The 18,053-nt window shown below is 73.5% G+C and carries 14 protein-coding genes; 11 read left to right on the forward strand and 3 right to left on the reverse strand.

The annotated features are described in order from the left end of the window. Positions 1 to 201: 201 nt before the first annotated feature. Positions 202 to 1,881 (reverse strand): glycosyl hydrolase family 18 protein, encoded by a 1,680-nt coding sequence (locus tag NDAS_RS01830; RefSeq protein ID WP_013151416.1) that lies wholly within the window; start codon positions 1,879 to 1,881, stop codon positions 202 to 204. A 690-nt stretch (positions 1,882 to 2,571) separates the two neighbouring features. Between NDAS_RS01830 and NDAS_RS01835 the strand changes: the two genes are divergently transcribed. From NDAS_RS01835 to NDAS_RS01865, 7 genes are all read left to right on the forward strand, one after another. Further along, entirely contained in the window at positions 2,572 to 3,093 is a 522-nt protein-coding gene (locus NDAS_RS01835) for a MarR family winged helix-turn-helix transcriptional regulator (RefSeq protein ID WP_041552213.1), read from the forward strand. 71 nt (positions 3,094 to 3,164) lie between these two features. After that, positions 3,165 to 4,892 (forward strand): acyl-CoA mutase large subunit family protein, encoded by a 1,728-nt coding sequence (locus tag NDAS_RS01840; protein ID WP_013151418.1) that lies wholly within the window; start codon positions 3,165 to 3,167, stop codon positions 4,890 to 4,892. 182 nt (positions 4,893 to 5,074) lie between these two features. After that, positions 5,075 to 6,037, forward strand: coding sequence for a tetratricopeptide repeat protein (locus NDAS_RS01845; protein ID WP_013151419.1), 963 nt, complete (start codon positions 5,075 to 5,077; stop codon positions 6,035 to 6,037). Between the two features lie 151 nt (positions 6,038 to 6,188). After that, the gene (locus tag NDAS_RS01850) at positions 6,189 to 6,917 is read left to right on the forward strand and encodes a cytidylate kinase-like family protein (protein ID WP_013151420.1); all 729 of its coding nucleotides are present in this window, start codon (positions 6,189 to 6,191) and stop codon (positions 6,915 to 6,917) included. A 302-nt stretch (positions 6,918 to 7,219) separates the two neighbouring features. Continuing rightward, positions 7,220 to 8,626 carry an NAD-dependent malic enzyme gene (locus NDAS_RS01855; protein WP_013151421.1) on the forward strand — a complete coding sequence of 469 codons (1,407 nt, stop codon included), beginning with the start codon at positions 7,220 to 7,222 and terminating at the stop codon, positions 8,624 to 8,626. 52 nt (positions 8,627 to 8,678) lie between these two features. Next, on the forward strand, positions 8,679 to 9,257 hold the full coding sequence (locus NDAS_RS01860; protein ID WP_013151422.1) for a YqgE/AlgH family protein: 579 nt from the start codon (positions 8,679 to 8,681) through the stop codon (positions 9,255 to 9,257). A gap of 63 nt (positions 9,258 to 9,320) precedes the next feature. Then, positions 9,321 to 9,563: a DUF3039 domain-containing protein gene (locus NDAS_RS01865; protein ID WP_019611444.1), complete on the forward strand. Its 243-nt coding sequence runs from the start codon at positions 9,321 to 9,323 to the stop codon at positions 9,561 to 9,563. Positions 9,564 to 9,776: 213 nt separating this feature from the next. On the opposite strand, the gene NDAS_RS01870 is transcribed toward NDAS_RS01865, so the two are convergent. Then, the gene (locus tag NDAS_RS01870; RefSeq protein WP_013151424.1) at positions 9,777 to 11,669 is read right to left on the reverse strand and encodes an HtaA domain-containing protein; all 1,893 of its coding nucleotides are present in this window, start codon (positions 11,667 to 11,669) and stop codon (positions 9,777 to 9,779) included. A 427-nt stretch (positions 11,670 to 12,096) separates the two neighbouring features. Continuing rightward, entirely contained in the window at positions 12,097 to 13,644 is a 1,548-nt protein-coding gene (locus NDAS_RS01875; RefSeq protein WP_013151425.1) for an LPXTG cell wall anchor domain-containing protein, read from the reverse strand. Between the two features lie 248 nt (positions 13,645 to 13,892). On the opposite strand from NDAS_RS01875, the gene NDAS_RS01880 reads away from it, so the two are divergent. The 4 genes from NDAS_RS01880 to NDAS_RS01895 are packed head-to-tail and all read left to right on the forward strand — an operon-like array spanning position 13,893 to position 18,047. Then, positions 13,893 to 15,035 carry a heme/hemin ABC transporter substrate-binding protein gene (locus NDAS_RS01880; protein ID WP_013151426.1) on the forward strand — a complete coding sequence of 381 codons (1,143 nt, stop codon included), beginning with the start codon at positions 13,893 to 13,895 and terminating at the stop codon, positions 15,033 to 15,035. Then, positions 15,032 to 16,321 carry a FecCD family ABC transporter permease gene (locus NDAS_RS01885; protein WP_013151427.1) on the forward strand — a complete coding sequence of 430 codons (1,290 nt, stop codon included), beginning with the start codon at positions 15,032 to 15,034 and terminating at the stop codon, positions 16,319 to 16,321. The genes NDAS_RS01880 and NDAS_RS01885 overlap by 4 nt, the downstream gene beginning before the upstream one ends. Next, positions 16,318 to 17,199 carry a heme ABC transporter ATP-binding protein gene (locus NDAS_RS01890; protein ID WP_013151428.1) on the forward strand — a complete coding sequence of 294 codons (882 nt, stop codon included), beginning with the start codon at positions 16,318 to 16,320 and terminating at the stop codon, positions 17,197 to 17,199. Before NDAS_RS01885 ends, NDAS_RS01890 begins: the two co-directional genes overlap by 4 nt. 41 nt (positions 17,200 to 17,240) lie before the next feature. After that, positions 17,241 to 18,047 carry a class E sortase gene (locus NDAS_RS01895; protein WP_013151429.1) on the forward strand — a complete coding sequence of 269 codons (807 nt, stop codon included), beginning with the start codon at positions 17,241 to 17,243 and terminating at the stop codon, positions 18,045 to 18,047. Positions 18,048 to 18,053: the final 6 nt, after the last annotated feature.

Here is an 18,053-nt window from a genome sequence, read left to right on the forward strand (position 1 = left end):
CGGTCCGCACCGGCCGTGGCGGCGGTGCTCCCCGGATCAGAGCACCGACGCCGCTCGGTCCCGGTCCGGGGTCGCCGGACCGGAAGTCTGTCGGCTGCGGTCGCGGGGCGCGTTCCGGGTGCCCGGGCCGCGCGCGGAGCCCGTCCCCGCCGATCCCGCGTCACCCGGAGGGCGCGCGGTCGCGGCGGGAGCGGACGGCTCCTAGTCGCTCAGCGCCGTGTCGATGGCGGCCATGAGGCTGCCCTCGGCGTCGTCGCCGTCGATGGACCAGATCATGACCCCGCCGAGGCCCTTGTCCCGGGCCCAGTCGGTCTTCTGCGTCATGGCGGTCTCGTCGTCGTAGTTCCAGAGCGTCTGGCCGTCGTAGATCCAGGCGGTACCGGCCCCGTCGTTGCGGAAGACCTCGAACTCACCGGACTCGACCTTCTCCTCCAGGACCTTCCAGTCCTCGGTGCCCGCCGCGTACGCCCCCTGCGCGGGGCCCGTCGCGGTCTGGAAGAGGCCGTCACCGTCGGGGCCGGGTTCCACGCCCGTCCACCCCTGTCCGTAGAAGGGCACGCCCAGGACGAGCTTGCCGGGGTCCACGCCCCGGTCCAGGTAGGCCTGGACGATGAGCTCGGTGGAGATCACCGGCTGGGGGTCGCGGGCGTCCACGACCAGGTTGGACTGGTGGTTGGTCGTGCTCTCCCAGGTGCCGTGGTAGTCGTAGCCCTGCACCGTGACGAAGTCGAAGTCGGTCATGAGCTCGTCCAGCTCGTACCCGGCGTCCAGGCGCCAGCCTCCGGCGGGCATGAACGCGGTCAGCTCGTAGTGGCGGTCGGTCTCCTCGCCGAACGCGTCCAGCTGGTCGCGGAACTCCTGCACCAGGGCGGTGAAGTTCTCCTTGTCCTCGGGGCGGACGGTGTTGTGCGGGTGGCCGTCGGAGCCGGGCCACTCCCAGTCCAGGTCGATGCCGTCGAAGACCCCGTAGGCGGCGCCCTCGCCGCCCGCGCCGTCGACCTCGGGCAGGTTGCCCCGCAGGTACAGGTCGACGCAGGAGCTGACCAGCCTCTCGCGGGACTCCTCGGTCAGGGCCGCGTCGGAGAAGTACCGGGACCACTCCCAGCCGCCGAGGGAGATGTTGACCTTGAGGTCGGGGTACATCTCCTTGAGCTCGCGCAGCTGGTTGAAGTTGCCGCGCAGCTCCTGGTCGGGGTCGTCGGCGGTCCCGTCGACGCTCTCCGCGGCGGGCACGGGGTGCGCGTAGTCGGCGACGGCGCCCTCCTGGCTGGTCCCGTCACCCGTGGCGCACACGCCCTCGGCGGTGACGTTGCCGAACGCGTAGTTGATGTGCGTGAGCTTCTCCGCGCTGTCGCTGTCGACCAGGTCGCGGACGTGGTAGTCGCGCTCCCCGGCGCTCCACTGGGTGTAGTAGGCGACGCTGTAGCTGTCGTGGGAGGGGCCGCTCCCGTCGTCCCCGGCGCAGGGGGAGCCGTTGACCAGGCAGTCCACGAGGTCGGTGGCGCCGTCGGAGTGCAGCCCGTTGAAGCCGAAGGAGTAGCTGCCGCCCGCCGGAACGCTGGCGCCCCAGTGCGGCGGGGTGATCGTGTAGCCGCCGGGGGTGCCCGCGAGGGTGGCGTTCCACAGCTCGTGGATGCGGCTGCCGTCGGGGAGCGAGAACTCGACGGCCCAGTCCTCGACGGGGGTGTCCGAGGCGTTGTGGACGGTGATCTGGCCGGTGTAGCCGGTGTTCCACCGGGCCGACTCCGTGTAGGTCACCGTGAGGTCGGCGGGGCCGGTCTCCTCGGCGGCCGCGGCGGGGACCGCGGTCACCGCGAGCGGGGCGAGCAGCACGGCGGCCGCGGCGGCCGCGAGGCGGGTACTGAAACGTCGTGCTCTCACGTCGTGGCATCTCCTGGTGCGGGGGCGGGGGCGGGGGCGGGGGGACGGACGACCGTGCTCCTGGAGCGGATGACCCCGCTCTCAAAGCGGATGGACCCTGCTCTCGGAGCGGAGGGGATGGGCTGCGGTCGTGTGCGGGGGATCGCGGGGAGAACCGCGGTCCGTCAGCGGGGTTCGGCGGCCTCCCAGGGGGTGGTCCACGGGCCAAGTGAGGACAGGTCGTCACCTTGAGCCTCTGACGTGGGGGGATAAATTTTTAGGAAACTTAACTAATAATTCCGCGCTCCGTCAAGACCCGGCGGGGACTCTCCGTTCTCCCCCGCGTGCGCGGCGGTGGGCTCCGCGTGCCCCTCGCCGGAGGACCGGTGGATTTGCCGAGCTGGCGGGGTGGACCAGTTCCGAGCGCGGAACCTGTCCCTTTGTGGCCACGGAAAAGTCTTGCCTTCTTTCTCGTCCGCTGTTAAGCGCTCTGTGTGTTTCCCGCTCCGGGACCCTCCCGGCCTCATGCAACCCCCATGTCACACCCGCCTCGGAGTGCCGGTTCCGTCACTGCGGTCGACCTGGGTGGAGGCCCGGGCCGTGCCCGGCGCGGCGCCCGGCGGCCGGGCCGCGCGGGAGCGGGGGCGTGCCCCCTTCCGGTCAGGCGGGCGCGCCCTCCCCGCTGACTAGAGTGAACCCGTGGGTAACCCGTTGAATCTTCCGTTCGACCCGATCGAGCGGGCACACGACAACTGGACGCGCAGATGGGGGCCCTCGCCCGCCATGGCGGCGGTCACCTCGGTCATGCGCGCGCAGCAGATCCTGATCGGGGAGCTGGACGGCGCCCTCAAGCCGTTCGGCCTGACCTTCGCCCGCTACGAGGCGCTCGTCCTGCTCACCTTCAGCGGTTCCGGCTCGCTGCCCCTGGGCAAGATCGGCGAGCGTCTCATGGTGCACCCGACCAGCGTCACCAACACCATCGACCGGTTGGAGGGGCAGGGCTTCGTGCGCCGCCGCCCCAACCCGAGCGACGGTCGCGGCGTGCTGGCCGAGATCACCGACGCCGGGCGCCGGGTCACCGAGGAGGCGACCGGGGCGCTGCTGTCCATGGACTTCGGCCTGGGCTGCTACTCCGACGAGGAGCTGTGGCGCATGCACGAGATGTTCACCCGGCTCAGGGTGGACTTCGGCGACTTCCCCGAGCCCGTCGCGGAGGCCGCCGAGGGCCGCTGACCGCCCGCCGCGCCCCGGCGCCGCGGGCGCCCTCCCTGTACATCATTAGTTGGACGTCCTACTATCTCGGTATGGCGAACACCACGAGCGGTCCCAGCGGCGGCGGGGCCCGGGAGATCGAGGCCGGACGCGAGCGCTGGCAGCGCCGCTACGACTCGGCGCGCACACGCGACGCCGACTTCACCTCCCTGTCCGGGCGCACCCTGGAACCCGTCTACGGTCCCCGTCCCGGCGCCGAGGTCCCCGGTTTCGAGCGCATCGGCTGGCCGGGGGAGTACCCCTACACCCGCGGCCTCCACGCCACCGGCTACCGGGGACGGGCGTGGACCATCCGCCAGTTCGCCGGGTTCGGCAACGCGCGCCAGACCAACGAGCGCTACAAGATGATCCTGGCCTCGGGCGGGGGCGGGCTCTCGGTCGCCTTCGACATGCCCACCCTCATGGGCCACGACTCCGACTCCCCCCACGCGCTGGGCGAGGTCGGCCACTGCGGCGTGGCCATCGACTCCGTCGCCGACATGGACCTGCTCTTCGACGGGATCCCGCTCGGCGAGACCACCACCTCCATGACCATCAGCGGTCCGGCCGTCCCGGCCTTCTGCATGTACCTGGTGGCGGCCGAGCGCCAGGGGGTGGACATCCGCACCCTCAACGGCACGCTCCAGACCGACATCTTCAAGGAGTACATCGCCCAGAAGGAGTGGCTCTACCCGCCGGAGCCGCAGCTGCGGCTGATCGGCGACCTCATGGAGTACTGCGCGGCCGACATCCCCGCGTACAAGCCGCTGTCGGTGTCGGGCTACCACATCCGCGAGGCCGGGGCCACGGCCGCCCAGGAGCTCGCCTTCACCCTCGCCGACGGCTTCGGCTACGTCGAACTCGGCCTCTCCCGCGGGCTGGACGTCGACACCTTCGCGCCGGGGCTGTCCTTCTTCTTCGACGCGCACATCGACTTCTTCGAGGAGATCGCCAAGTTCCGCGCCGCCCGCCGCATCTGGGCGCGCTGGCTCCGTGACGTCTACGGCGCCAGGACCGAGAAGGCGCAGTGGCTGCGGTTCCACACCCAGACCGCGGGGGTCTCCCTGACCGCCCAGCAGCCCTACAACAACGTCGTGCGCACCGCCGTGGAGGCGCTCTCGGCGGTCCTGGGCGGCACGAACTCGCTGCACACCAACGCCCTGGACGAGACCCTGGCGCTGCCGACCGAGCAGTCCGCCGAGATCGCCCTGCGCACCCAGCAGGTCCTCATGGAGGAGACCGGGATCGTCAACGTCGCCGACCCGCTCGGCGGATCCTGGTACCTGGAGTCGCTCACCGACGAGCTGGAGGCCGAGGCGGAGCGGATCTTCGCGCACATCCTGCGCATGGGCGGGGGCGAGGGCGCCGAGCACGCGATCGGCCCGATGACCTCCGGCATCCTCGCCGGGATCGAGAACGGCTACTTCAGCTCCGAGATCGCCGAGTCCGCCTTCCAGTACCAGCAGGCACTGGAGAAGGGCGACAAGAAGATCGTGGGCGTCAACTGCCACACCAACACCGTCTCCGGCGAACTGGACATCCTCCGGATCAGCCACGAGGTCGAGCACGAGCAGAAGCGCGCGCTCGCCGAGCGCCGCGCCGCACGCGACGGCGCCGCCGTGGACCGCGCCCTGGCCGCCCTGCTGGCGGGCGTGCGCTCCGGCGGGGGCAACCTCATCCCGCTGATCATGGACGCGGCCCGCGCCGAGGCCACGCTCGGCGAGATCTGCGCGACCATGGGGGAGGAGTTCGGGACCTACACCGAGGACCCGCGGTTCTGACCCGTCCGAGGCGCCCGGGGGCGCCGCCCGTCGTCGTGCACCCCCGGGATGCCCGAACGGAGCCCCCTCGGCCCTCCGCCCGCGGCCGCCCCGCGACGCGGGGAAGCGCGACCCGTTCGCGTCCGGACCGACTCGTCCACAGGCGGTCCACGTCCCGCCCGCGCATACGGCAGGATGGAGGCATGCAGCCTTCGGACTTTTCACCGAACAGTGCCGTGGACCTCGGCGCGCGCAAGGCGGCCATGGAACGCGAGGCCAAACAGCGCGCGGCGGAGTCGGCGGGTCGATCCAACCCCTACGCCGTCAACGTCGACGAGGCCACCTTCCAGGCCCAGGTCCTGGAGCGGTCGATGTCGACCCCGGTCGTGCTGGCCGTCCTCGCGGGCTGGTCCGAGCAGTCCAAGCAGGTCGAGGACGCCCTGGACAAGATCTCCGCGGCCTCCGGCGGCACCTGGTTCCTGGCCAAGGTCGACAGCGAGGCCAGCCCGCAGCTGGTCCAGGCCCTGCGGGTGCCCACCACCCCGATGATCGTCGTGGTGATCCAGGGCCAGCTCCTGCCCGGCCCGGCGGGTCCGGCCACCGAGGAGCAGCTCACCGCCTGGCTGGTCGAGGCGTTCGCCGCCCTCAAGGAACAGGGCGCGCTGCCCCCGGGCCACCCCGGCACCATCACCGGTGAGCCCGGCGCCGAGGGCGCCCAGGGCGCGCAGGCGGCCCAGCCCGAGGAGCCCCAGGGCCGTCCCGTGGACATCGAGGCCCAGGAGGCCCTGGACCGCGGCGACTTCGAGGCGGCCGCGGCCGTCTACGCCAAGGCCGTGGAGGCCGACTCCGGCGACACCGAATCCAGGGCCAAGCTCGCCCAGGTCCGGCTGGTCGGCCGCCTCCAGGAAGTGGACGCGGGCGCCGCCCTCCAGGCCGCGGCCGACCGGCCCGAGGACGTCGCCGCCCAGACCACCGCGGCCGACGTCGAGATGTACGGCGGCAGGTTCGAGGACGCCTTCGCCCGCCTCGTCGACACGGTCAGGATCACCTCCGACGAGGACCGCGACAGGGCGCGCACCCACCTGCTGGGCCTGTTCGAGCTGCTGCCCCCGGGCGACCCGCGGGTCAACGCCGCCCGCCGCAAGCTCACCTCCGCGCTGTTCTAGGAGCCGTGGTCGGCGGGCAGGCCGCCGACCACGGCTTTCCCGTCGGCCACGGGCAGGCCGCGCCGACCGCGGGACATAACCCGCGCACAGCGGGTACAACCCCGTCAGGAGACGGGCTCACCGCCCGTCGCGGAAGTGGCAGGTTCACCCCATGGCTACCGACGACACCACCGACAGACGCGGCGGACCCCTGGTCACGATCTCGGCCACCTACGGCGCGGGAGGCAGCGCGGTGGGCCCCGCCGTCGCCGCCCGGCTCGGCGTGGCCTTCCTCGACCGGGCCGTGCCCAGCGCGGTGGCCGCCCGTATCGGTTGCTCGCTCGACGAGGCGCTCCAACGCGACGACCGCGCTCCCGGCAGGCTCGAACGCCTGCTCTCCAGCGCCGCGCGCCTGCCCACCGTCACCCTCGGCAGCGTGGACACCGCCCTCATCGGCAGCACCGACGAGGAGGGCCGCCTCCTCTACGACCACGAGTTCGTGGAGCAGACCGAACGGGTCCTGGGCGAGGTGGCCCGACAGGGCGGCGTCGTCCTCGGCCGCGCCGGGGCCGTGGTCCTGCGCGACCGTCCCGGCGCCCTGCACGTGCGCCTGGACGGCGACCCCGACGCGCGCCTGCGCCGGGCGCGCGGGCTGTGGGAGTCCGGAGACCACGGCGAGTGGACGGGCACCGACTCCGACGAGCCGCCCAACGCGCGCCTGCTCGACGACAACGACCGCGCCCGGGCGGCCTACGTGCGGCGCTTCTACCGCGCCGACCCCGCCGACCCCCGCCACTACCACCTGGTCCTGGACGCGGTGTCGCTGTCGCTGGAGGCCTGCGTGGACCTCGTCGTGCGCGCCGCCCGCGACCGCGCGACCGTCCCCTCCGGGGGCGCCTGAGCCGCCGTGCATTGTCCGCCGTGACACCCGCGCGCTGGCGTAATTTATGCGATTTTTTACCAGCGCGGTAATTGTCACCTTGTGCTGACGGTTGGGGCTTGACTCAGGTAAGGTAAGGCGACTCGGTCACGGGTCAGCCCCCGCCCGGAACCGGGGTCCGAGTGGCGGTGCGCGAGCACCGTGCCCACAGGACACACGGCACCCCCCATCCCGCGCACGCGCGCAGGCGGCGCCGTGCACCGGCGAGCGCCCCGGCGGGGCGCCCCGGACGCACCACACCAGCCAGAGCCAAGGAGCAACACGTGGCCACCCTTCCCAGCGTTTCCTACTCCATCACCGTCCGCCTCGAACTGGACGCTGGGGGCAGTGCGGTCGGCAGTCTCACCAACGCCGTCGAGCAGGTGGGCGGCATGATCACCGCGCTGGACGTGGCCGCCGCCGGACACGAGCGCATCCGCATCGACGTCACCTGCGCCGCCCGCGACACCGAGCACGCCCAGGCCATCGTCGACGCCCTGGGCGCCGTCGAGGGCGTGGTCGTGCACAAGGTCAGCGACCGCACCTTCCTCATGCACCTGGGCGGCAAGATCGAGATGAAGTCCAAGGTGCCGCTGCGCAACCGCGACGAGCTCTCCATGGCCTACACCCCCGGCGTCGCCCGCGTCTCCCAGGCCATCGCCGCCAACAAGGACGACGCCCGGCGCCTGACCATCAAGCGCAACAGCGTCGCCGTGGTCACCGACGGCTCCGCGGTCCTGGGCCTGGGCAACATCGGCCCCGAGGCCGCCATGCCCGTCATGGAGGGCAAGGCCGCCCTGTTCAAACGCTTCGCCGACATCGACGCCTGGCCCATCGCCCTGGACACCCAGGACGTGGACGAGATCGTGCGCACCGTGCAGGTGCTGGCGCCCGGGTTCGGCGGCATCAACCTGGAGGACATCTCCGCCCCCCGCTGCTTCGAGGTCGAGGCCCGCCTGCGCGAGCTGCTCGACATCCCCGTCTTCCACGACGACCAGCACGGCACCGCCATCGTCGTGCTCGCCGCCCTGCGCAACGCTCTGCGCGTGGTGGGCAAGAAGCTCGGCGAGGTCCGCATCGCCATGTCCGGCGCGGGCGCGGCCGGAACCGCGATCCTCAAGCTCCTCATGCACGCCGGGGCGCGCGACGTCATCGTCAGCGACGTGCACGGCGCCGTGCACGCCGGGCGCGAGGACCTCGACCCCAACCTGCGGTGGATCGCGGAGCACACCAACCCCGAGGGCTACAGCGGCGACCTGCGCGGTGCCGTGGCCGGGGCGGACGTCTTCATCGGCGTCTCGGCCCCCAACCTCCTCAACGGCGACGACATCGCCGAGATGAACGAGGACGCCATCATCTTCGCGCTGGCCAACCCCGACCCCGAGGTCGACCCGGACGTGGCCCACCTGCACGCCTCCGTGGTGGCCACCGGCCGCAGCGACTACCCCAACCAGATCAACAACGTGCTGGTCTTCCCCGGCTTCTTCCGCGGTCTGCTGGACGCCCAGAGCCACGACGTCACCTCGGACATGATGGTCGCCGCGGCGGAGGCCCTGGCCGACGTCGTCACCGAGGACGAGCTGGGCCCCAACTACATCATCCCCAGCGTGTTCCACTCCGACCTGTCCACGCACGTGGCCACGGCCGTGCGCGAGGTCGCCCAGCGCGGCCAGGCGGCCGCACAGGCATAACGGCCCGGAAACACCGGCGGTCCGCCCGTCGTTCCGGGGTAGGTGGGAGGGCATGGACCAGCCGATGACCGGGCGCCTCCTGGTGGCCGCCCCCATGCTCCAGGAGGACTCCTTCCGCCGCTCGGTGGTGTTCGTCGTGGACGACGCCGCCGACGGCACCCTGGGGGTGATCCTCAACCGCCCCCTGGGGATGGCCGTGGACGAGGTCGTCACCGACTGGGGCGCCTACGCCAGCGAACCGGCGGTGATGTTCTCCGGGGGTCCCGTGGGCCTGGGCTCCGGCATCGCCCTGGGGGCGGCCGGGCCCGGTGAGCCCCCTCCCGGCTGGTCCCCGCTGGAGGGCCTGGACCCGCACCTGGGCCTGGACGGGATCGGCGTGGTCGACCTCGACGGCCCCGCCCAGGTGCTCGGCGGGGCGCTCGGCGCGTTCCGCCTCTTCGCGGGCTACGCGGGGTGGAGCGCGGGCCAGCTGGCGGGGGAGATCGAGGAGGGGGCCTGGTACGTCGTCGACGCGGTCGCCGACGACGTCTTCACCACCGCGCCCGAGGGGCTGTGGTCGCGGGTGCTGCGCCGCCAGGGCGGGGAGATGGCGCTCCTGTCCACCTTCCCCGACGACCCCGCCATGAACTGAGCAGCCGGGCGGGGCGCGGCACCCTATACCGTGGAACGCAGACGTCGAAAGGTGTGAGGCACGATGGCGATGGACATCCTCAACAAGGTCCTCCCGGACAGCGAGACCAAACCGGACATCTCCCACGACGGCGGGGACCGGGAGCGGTTCGCCCACTACGTGCAGAAGGACAAGATCACCGCGAGCGCCGTGACCGGCGACCCCGTGATCGCCCTGTGCGGCAAGGTGTGGGTGCCCAACCGCGACCCCAAGAAGTTCCCCGTGTGCCCCGAGTGCAAGAAGGTCTACGAGGAGATGATGAAGTAGCCCTCCCGCCCGGACGGCCGACGGCTTCCGAGGAAGCGGCCGCGTGTCCGGCGCGGACCCCGCCGTGCCCGGGCACCGCGCGCGGCGGACACGACGAAGGCCTTGACACACGGCGTGTGCCAAGGCCCTCGTGTCACCCGGGGGCCGACCGGTCGCGTGACGGGGCCCGCGGACCCCGCTCCGCGCGGGCGCGCGGGAACCGGTCAGGCGGTCCTAGACCGCGGACTCCCCGTCCCCGTCGGGGGCGGGACCGCGCCTGCGGGCCGCGTACACCGCCGCGCCGCCCGCGCCGACGGCCACCGCGGCCGCGGTCAGCAGGCCGGCCAGCGCGACACCGGTGTTGGGCAGGCCCGGAGTGCCGCCGCCGTCTCCGTCACCGGGGCCGGGCGTGGGGCCTCCGTCACCGCCCCCGCCCGGAACCCGGACCTCCTCGTCCACGCTCACGGTCAGCGAGACCGGGTCCAGCTGCTCCCCGGCGGCGTAGAAGTCCGCGAACGCGGGCACGCCCTCGGCGGTCAGGGTCGCGGGGATCGGCTCCCAGCTCAGGACGCCCTCCTCCAGCGTGTAGTCCACCCCGGTCAGGTCCAGGTCGGCCAGCGCCACGTCCTCGTACGTGACCGGCTCCTGCCCGCTCAGCGGCTTGCTGGTCACGTCGGCGTACAGCACGCCCGCCGCGCCGTCGACCGTCACGCGCGGGTCGCTGACCGTCATGCTCAGCAGCGGGTCGGCGCCGTCGTGGACGTGGCCCTCGAAGAGCACGGTGCCCTCGAACGCGATGTCGGCGGTGGACGCGGACAGGTCCACCTCACCGCTGCCGTCGGTGAACGCGAAGGTCCCGTCCTCGTTCTGGCTGGCGCCGTCGCTCGGGGTGATCTCGCCCCGGGCGATGCTGCCGGTGATGTAGTCGCGGAAGGACTCCTTGACGCCCCAGTCCGCGCGGCCGTTGTGGACGGTGAGCGGGCCCTCGGCGGGGTCGGTCGGCTCCCCGGTCGGGTCGGTCGGGTCCGTGGGCTCCTCGGTGGGTTCCTCCACGGCGGTGAAGGAGACCGGCGTCCACACGTCCTGGTCGCGGTTGGCGATGTCGGTGTGGTCGTTGAACACCGCCACGTAGCACTGCGTCCGCGCGCAGTCGTGGACGGTGCCGTCCGTCTCGTAGGAGCCGGTCACCCGGAGTTCGGCGCTGAAGGAACCGTCCTCGCCGGGGGCGTCGGCCCCGCGCAGCCACACCGCGCCGGTGTGGTGGGCCGGGTAGGAGTCGGCGGACTGCGGGACGGCGGTCAGGGCCGCGTAGACGCCCTGGCCGGGGCGGAAGCCCGTGCCCTCGACGGTGACGGTGTCGCCCGCGGGGTCCAGGTCGCTGGCCGGGGCCACCGTGACGCGCGGGTCGTGCACCGGCTCCCCGGGGCCGCCCGGGTCGGTGACGTCGTCGATCCCGGCGGTGAAGGAGAGCGGGTCCATCGGGGCGCCCGCGGCGTAGAAGCCCGCGAACGGCTCCACCGCGTCGGCGTGCAGCGTGCCCGCCGTGGAGGTGAAGGTGATCTCCTCGCCCTCCACGGCCACCTCGGCGCCGGTCAGCTCGGTGACCGCGACCTCGCCGTACTCGACCAGGCCGCCCGGGGGCAGGTTGGGGTTGGCCCCGCCGAACTCGCGGCTGGTGACGTCGGCGAAGACCGTGGCGGTGTCGCCCTCGAACACCACCCGGGGGTCGGAGACGCGCACCTCCAGAACCGGGCCCTGGCCGTAGTCGTGGCCGCTGAAGACGACCGTCCCGGAGAAACTCACGTCACCGGAGGCGTCCTCCTTGGAGACCGTGCCCCCGGCGGTGGGGAAGTCGACGGTGCCGTCGGCCAGGAGGGTCGCCCCGTCGGAGGCCTCGTAGCCGCCGTGCGCGATCGGGCTGCCCACGTAGTTGCGGAAGGACTCCTTCACGCCCCAGGAGGCGGAGCCTCCGGTGAGGGGAAGCACCTCGTCGGCGGAGGCGGTCGGGGCGGCGGCCACGGCGAACGTGCCGCCCAGGGCGGCCGCGCCCGCGTAGGCGGTGAGGAGGCGCAGCGTCCGGCGGAGTCCGCCCGGTGCCGTGCTCCCTCGGGTCGGGGTGGTGGTCATCGTCGGTCCAATCCGTGAGGGGGATGGTGGTGGTCGGTCCCCGGCGACTGCCGGGGCCTGTCGTGCGGCGGATCCCCGTGGAGCGGGCGCGGTGGGGTGCGCCTGGGGCGAGGGGGGTGGGTGGGGTGCCGCGGCGGCGTGCCGAACGGGGGTTCGGCACGCCGCCGCGGGTTCCCGCCGTGCCCGCCGGGGGACGGGCGGGCACGGTGGTCGGGGGAAGCGGCGGTCGGGGGAAGGGCCTCGGAGGAGCCCTTCCAGGGGTCTCCAGGAGGCGCCCTTCGGGAGGCGGCTTCCCGGACGGGTTTTCTCCGGAGGGGTTCTCCCCGGAAGGGCCGCTGTGGGCGGGGCCGGGAGGGGTTCGCCGAGGCGGCCTTCAGAGCGGCTCCCACGGGAGCCCCGGGCGGAGGAGTCCGTCGGGGCACCGGCGTCAGACCGTGTCCGCGGGGGCTCCCCGGGCCCGGCGGCGGGTGGCGACCAGTGCCGCCGTACCTGTCAGGACGGCGACCGCGGCGGCCAGGACCAGTCCGTACAGCGTGCTGCCGGTGCGGGGCAGGGGGCCGGAACCGCTGCCTGAGCCCCCGCCGGTTCCGGCGTCACCGGTACCGCCCGAACCGCTGCCCGAGCCTCCGCCCGATCCGCTGCCTCCCGAGTCCCCGGAGTCTCCTGAGCCGCCGGAGCCCCCGCCGGTCCCGGAGTCCCCTCCGTTTCCGGAGCCGCCGAAGGAGACGGGAACGAACACGTCCTGGCCGCGGTCGCTGGAGCGGGTGTGGTCGTTGCGCGTGACCACCGCGCACTCGGTTGCGGGGTCGGCGCAGTCGGTGTTCTCGTCGCTGGCCCTGACCCTCAGTTCGACGCTGAACCCGCCGTCGGTACCGCCGCCGGTGTAGGGGACGGCCAGCCCCTCCCCGTAGGGCGGCGGGTTGCTGGAGACCCAGACCGAGGCGCCGCTCGACCCCTCCATGTCCACGCCGCCGACGCAGGGGCTGGGCGCCCGGTCGGGACCGGCGCCGCTGGTGTCGCACAGGGCCACGTAGATCCCCTTGGCGGTGTCGTATCCGGAGCCGGTGACCGTGACGGTCTCGCCCTCGGGGTCGAGTCCGCTGGTCTTGGAGACGCTCAGGGTCGGGTCGCCCGGCTCGCGGGGCACGGGGGCCGCGGGCACGGCGGACTGCGGCCGGCTCTGCGGGCTCGTCCCGGGCTCGGTCCGAGGGGCGGGGGCCGAGAAGGCCACCGGGACCCGGCCCACGACCGCGTCGGGGGCCGGAGCCGAGAACAGGGTCACCGGGGCGCTCCTGCCCGGTCCGGCGAGGACCTCCGGAGCCCGCCGGGCGGTGTCCCCGCCCCGGGTGCCGACGGCCGCCCCCGCCGGGTCCGCGTCGGCCGCCCCCGCCGGGTCCGCGTCGGCCGCGTCGGTCGTTTCCGCGGCGGCGCGGTCCTCCTCGGAGGACTCCGCGTCCGCGTCGGCCTCCGGGGCCGGGGGAGCGCCCTCGGCGGTGTCCTCGCCTCCCGGCCCGGCGCCGACCTCCACCAGGCGCACCTCGAAGGGGGTGACGGAGGCGTCCAGGCCGGCGTCGGCGGCGAACCCGGTACCGGTGGCCAGGCTGAGGCTGAAGGTGCCGCGCGCGTCGACCTCGACGGTCACCGCGTTCGCGGTGTCGGCGACCGGTTCGCCCCCGCCGTCCTCCGCGCCGGGGACGGCCCAGGTGGCGGCCTCCAGCAGGGAACCGGGGTCGTGTCCGATCCCGGAGACGGTGACGGTGTCGCGCCCGGGGTCCAGGCCCCGGGCCCGGTCCACGGTGGTGACGCGTGGACGGGCGGGATCCTGACCGGGGCTCCGGTCGGGCGAGGGGTCGGGGACGGACTGGGCGAGTGCCGCCGCCGGGGCGGACAGCACCAGCGCGGCGGTGAGGACCAGGGGCGGGACGAGCCCGCGGCGCCGCCCGTTCCTCGGGCGGAGGGAAAGCGCTGCTTGCATCGGGGGCCTTCGCGTTCGTGCGGGTTCGGTCGGGGTCCACCACCCGCGTGAGGAGAACTTCGGTGAGGTTATGCTTACCTTTGCTAAGTGAGCCTTACCTAACCTGAAGTTCGCGCCGGAACAGTTGAACACCGAACCATCGGGCTTGTCAAGATGATGACGAGGTGTCATAAAAAGCGTTGTCGCGTCCCGCCCTCCCGGCGACAGCGCCCGTGCCCCCGGCACACGGAACCCCGAAAGCGACCGCCATGCCCCACACCGTCCCCCGGCCCCTTCCGCGCGAACGCTCCCGCCCCACCGGCCCCCGACTCGCCGCCCTCCGCGTCCGCCCCGCCGCTCCCCGCGCCCTCGCCGCCGCCTGCGCGCTCGTGCTCGCCCTGACCGGGTGCACCGGCGGCGCCTCCGGAGGCGCGGACCCCGCGGCCTCCGGCGACGCGCCCGGCATCCCCGACCTCGCCGAGAACCGCCTCCAGATCCTGGAGGAACCCGCGGCGCCCGAGCTGCCCGTGACCGTCGACTCGGTGGTCCTGGACCCCTACCGCACCAGCTCCGACCCCCTGGAGTACGAGCAGGTCGAGGTCACCGACGCCAGCCGCGTCCTCCCGCTCACCGGCAGCCTCGCCGAGATCGTCTTCACCCTGGGCCTGGGCGACAACGTCGTCGGCCGCGACGTCGGCGCCACCTTCGAGGAGGCCGCCCACCTGCCCACGGTCAGCGAGGCGCACGAGGTCTCCGCCGAGAGCGTGCTGTCCCTGGAGCCCACGGTCGTCCTCGCCGACACCCAGACCGGGCCGCCCGAGGCCATCGAGCAGATCCAGAGCTCCGGCGTCCCCGTCGTCATCGTGGAGGAGGCCTGGTCCATCGACGACATGTACCCGCGCTTCGAGCGCGTGGCCGAGGCCCTCGGCGTCCCGGCCAGCGGCACGGCCCTGGCCGAACGCACGCGCGGGCAGATGGCCGAGGTCAGGGCCGACTCCACCGCGGTCAGCGGCGACCCCCTCGTCGCCTTCCTCTACCTGCGCGGCACCGCCGGGGTCTACCTCCTGGGCGGACCCGGCTCGGGCGCCGACGCCATGCTGGCCGAGATCGGCGCCCGCGACGCCGGGGTCGAGATGGGCCTGACCACACCCTTCACCCCCATCACCACCGAGGCCCTCATCGCCGCCCAGCCCGACGTGCTCCTGGTGATGACCAAGGGACTGGAGTCGGTCGGCGGGATCGAGGGGCTCGTCCAGATCCCCGGCGTCGCCCAGACCCCGGCCGGCGCCGCGCGCGCCGTCGTCGACTTCGAGGACGGCGTCCTGCTCAACTTCGGCCCCCGCACCCCGCAGGTCGTCGCGGCCCTCGCCGACGAACTCGCCGCCGTCAGCGCGGGGGAGGGGGAACGGTGACCGCTCCCCGCAGGCCCGCGGACGACGACGCCCAGGGCCTCCCCGAAGGGTCTGTTCGGGCGGCCACCGGCACGCCCTCCCCCGAGCAGGGCGGAACCAGCACCCGCGAACCCGTTCCTCCCGCAGTCCCGTCAGGCACATCGTTCACTCCGGCCACCCCGAAGGTCCCTTCCGAAGCAGCCGTTCCCACAACCGCACCGGCCGCCTCGAAAGCCACGACCGCACCAGCCGCCCCGCGGGACCGGCGCGCCCTGCGCCGCCTGCGCGCCGCGCTCCTGCTCGCCTCGCTCACCGGCGGTCTCGTCGCGGTCGCGGTCGTCGCCGCCGGGGCCGGGGCCTACCCCATCCCGCCCGGGCAGGTCGCCGCCTCGCTCCTGCACGCCCTCGGTCTGGAGGCGGGCACCCCGCCCGACCGGATCGGCCACACCGTCCTGTGGGACGTGCGCCTGCCCCGCGTCGTCCTGGCCGTCATGGTCGGCGCAGCCCTGGGCGCGGCGGGCGCCATGATGCAGGGCGTCTTCGGCAACCCCCTGGCCGAACCCGGCGTCATCGGCGTCTCCTCCGGTGCGGCCGTCGGCGCTATCGCCGTCATCTTCACCGGCCTGACCATCCTCGGCCACTGGACGATCATCGCCTCCTCCTTCGTGTTCGGCCTGGCCACCACCCTGTTCGTGTACGTGTTCGCGCGCTCGCGCGGACGCACCGAGGTCGTCACCCTGCTGCTCACCGGTATCGCCGTCAACGCGATCGCCGGTGCGGCCATCGGCCTGATGACCAACTTCTCCCAGGACGCCGAGATCCAGACCATCACCTTCTGGCAGCTCGGCAGCGTCTCCACCGCCACCTGGGCCAAGGTCGCCGCCATCGCCCCGTGCCTGCTGCTCGGGCTGTCGGTCATCCCCTTCCACGCGCGCCGCCTGGACCTGCTCGCCCTCGGCGAGGGGCCCGCCCGCCACCTGGGCGTGGACGTGGAGCGCACCCGCCTGGTCCTCATCTGCGCCATGGCCCTGCTGACCTCGGCCGCCGTCGCCTTCGCCGGGATCGTCTCCTTCGTGGGCCTGGTCGTCCCGCACATCATCCGCATGGTCACCGGCCCCGGGCACCGGGTCCTGCTGCCCGCCAGCGCCCTGGGCGGCGGCCTGCTCCTGCTCGCCGCCGACCTGCTCGCCCGCACCGTCGCGGCCCCCGCCGAGATCCCCCTGGGCGTGGTCACCGCGGCCCTGGGCGGGCCGTTCTTCTTCTACCTGCTGTACCGCACCCGTGCCCGGCAAGGAGGCTGGTCGTGAGCGCCCTCGTCCGACTGCGGCGGCGGGTCGCCGCCGCGGCCTCCCCGCTGTACCGGCCGCCCGTGCGCCCCGCCCCGGTCCCACCCGGCGAGGAGATACTCCGGGCCGAGGGCGTCACCGTCCGCCGGGGCGGCCGCGCCCTGCTCGACGGGGTCGGCCTCACCGTGCGGGCCGGGGAGCTGCTGGCCCTGGTCGGGCCCAACGGGGCGGGCAAGTCCACGCTGCTCGCCGCCCTGTCCGGGGACGTCACCGGGGCGCCCGGCCGGGGGGAGGCCGACACCGGGACCGTCCGCCTCCACGGCCGCCCGCTCGCCGACTGGACGCCCCCCGAGCTGGCGCTGCGCCGCGCGGTCCTGCCCCAGGAGGCGGCGGTCAGTTTTCCGTTCCCCGTCGCCGACATCGTGTCCATGGGCCGCGCCCCCTGGGCGGGGCTGGCCGCCGCGGCCGAGGACGAGGCCCTCACCGCCGCCGCGATGGAGGGCACGGGCGTGTCCGACCTGGCCGAACGGCGCTTCCCGACCCTGTCGGGGGGTGAGCGCGCGCGGGTGATGCTCGCCCGCGTCCTGGCCCAGGACACCCAGCTGCTCCTGCTGGACGAGCCGACCGCCGCCCTGGACATCCGGCACCAGGAACTCGTACTGGATCTGGCTTCCCAACTCGCGGAGCGCGGCGGTGCGGTTATCGTGGTCCTGCACGATTTGGGGCTTGCGGCAGCCTACGCCCATCGTGTGGCGATACTCTCCCGAGGACGGGTCGCCGCGCAGGGCTCCCCCGCCGACGTGTTCACCGCGTCGCTGCTCAGCTCCGTCTACCAGCACGAGGTCGAAGTCCTACCGCACCCGCGTACCGGAGTCCCGCTGGTCGTCCCCCTCAGGTAGGGGACGGGTGCACACGGAAGCGTCCACAGGAGTAGGTCGTATTGGTGTCCACAACTGAACGGCAGTTCCACGAGGGTCCCCGGCCCGGACGCGGGGAGGGGCGTGGACGTCGGGCCTCCGGCGGCCGACGGCGCCGCCGCCCCAGGCCCAGGGCCACCCCCGGCGACGTCGTGCGCGGCATCGTCCGGTTCTTCGGCGAGATCATGCTGACCGCCGGTCTGCTCATGCTCTTCTACGCCGGATACGAGGTGTACGGCTCCCAGTGGGAGACCGACCGCGAACAGCAGGACCTGGCCCAGGGGCTGGAGGAGGCCTGGTCCGCCGAACAGGCGGCCGCGGAGGCCGGTCCGGACTCCGAGCCCCTGCCGGGCAGCGCCGACAGCCGCCTGTACGTGCCGAGCCTGGACCTGGACTGGGTGGTGGTCAACGGCACCACGCAGGAGGACATCCGCTACAGCCCCGGCCACTACACCGAGTACCCCAGCTCTCCCGGCGGCGAGGGCAACTACGCCGTGGCCGCCCACCGCACCCCCGGCCTGTTCTGGGACCTGGACCTGCTCCGGAACGGCGACGTCATGGTGCTGGAGGACGGGGAGAACTTCTACACCTACGAGGTCTTCCGCGACGAGACGGTCCTGCCCACCGACGTGTGGGTGATCGAGCCGGACCCGTTCGACGAGGCCACCGACGAGGAGCCGGGCAGGTCCCTGCTCACCCTCACCACGTGCGCGCCCAAGCTGAACAACACGCACCGCCTCATCGTCTGGGCGGAGCTGGTGGAGACCACGCCCAAGTCCGAGGGGATGCCCGACTCGATCGCGCACATGGCTCCCCAGGCCAGCGAGTAAGGAACG

The organism is Nocardiopsis dassonvillei subsp. dassonvillei DSM 43111, from assembly GCF_000092985.1.
Lineage (GTDB): Bacteria > Actinomycetota > Actinomycetes > Streptosporangiales > Streptosporangiaceae > Nocardiopsis > Nocardiopsis dassonvillei.

Bases quoted from the DNA above. Each gene is read 5' to 3' on its own strand.
- NDAS_RS01840 (WP_013151418.1), top strand. From the start codon at position 3,165: ATGGCGAACACCACGAGCGGTCCCAGCGGCGGCGGGGCCCGGGAGATC.
- NDAS_RS01845 (WP_013151419.1), top strand. From the start codon at position 5,075: ATGCAGCCTTCGGACTTTTCACCGAACAGTGCCGTGGACCTCGGCGCG.
- NDAS_RS01850 (WP_013151420.1), top strand. From the start codon at position 6,189: ATGGCTACCGACGACACCACCGACAGACGCGGCGGACCCCTGGTCACG.
- NDAS_RS01860 (WP_013151422.1), top strand. From the start codon at position 8,679: ATGGACCAGCCGATGACCGGGCGCCTCCTGGTGGCCGCCCCCATGCTC.
- NDAS_RS01865 (WP_019611444.1), top strand. From the start codon at position 9,321: ATGGCGATGGACATCCTCAACAAGGTCCTCCCGGACAGCGAGACCAAA.
- NDAS_RS01870 (WP_013151424.1), bottom strand. From the start codon at position 11,669: ATGACCACCACCCCGACCCGAGGGAGCACGGCACCGGGCGGACTCCGC.
- NDAS_RS01875 (WP_013151425.1), bottom strand. From the start codon at position 13,644: ATGCAAGCAGCGCTTTCCCTCCGCCCGAGGAACGGGCGGCGCCGCGGG.
- NDAS_RS01880 (WP_013151426.1), top strand. From the start codon at position 13,893: ATGCCCCACACCGTCCCCCGGCCCCTTCCGCGCGAACGCTCCCGCCCC.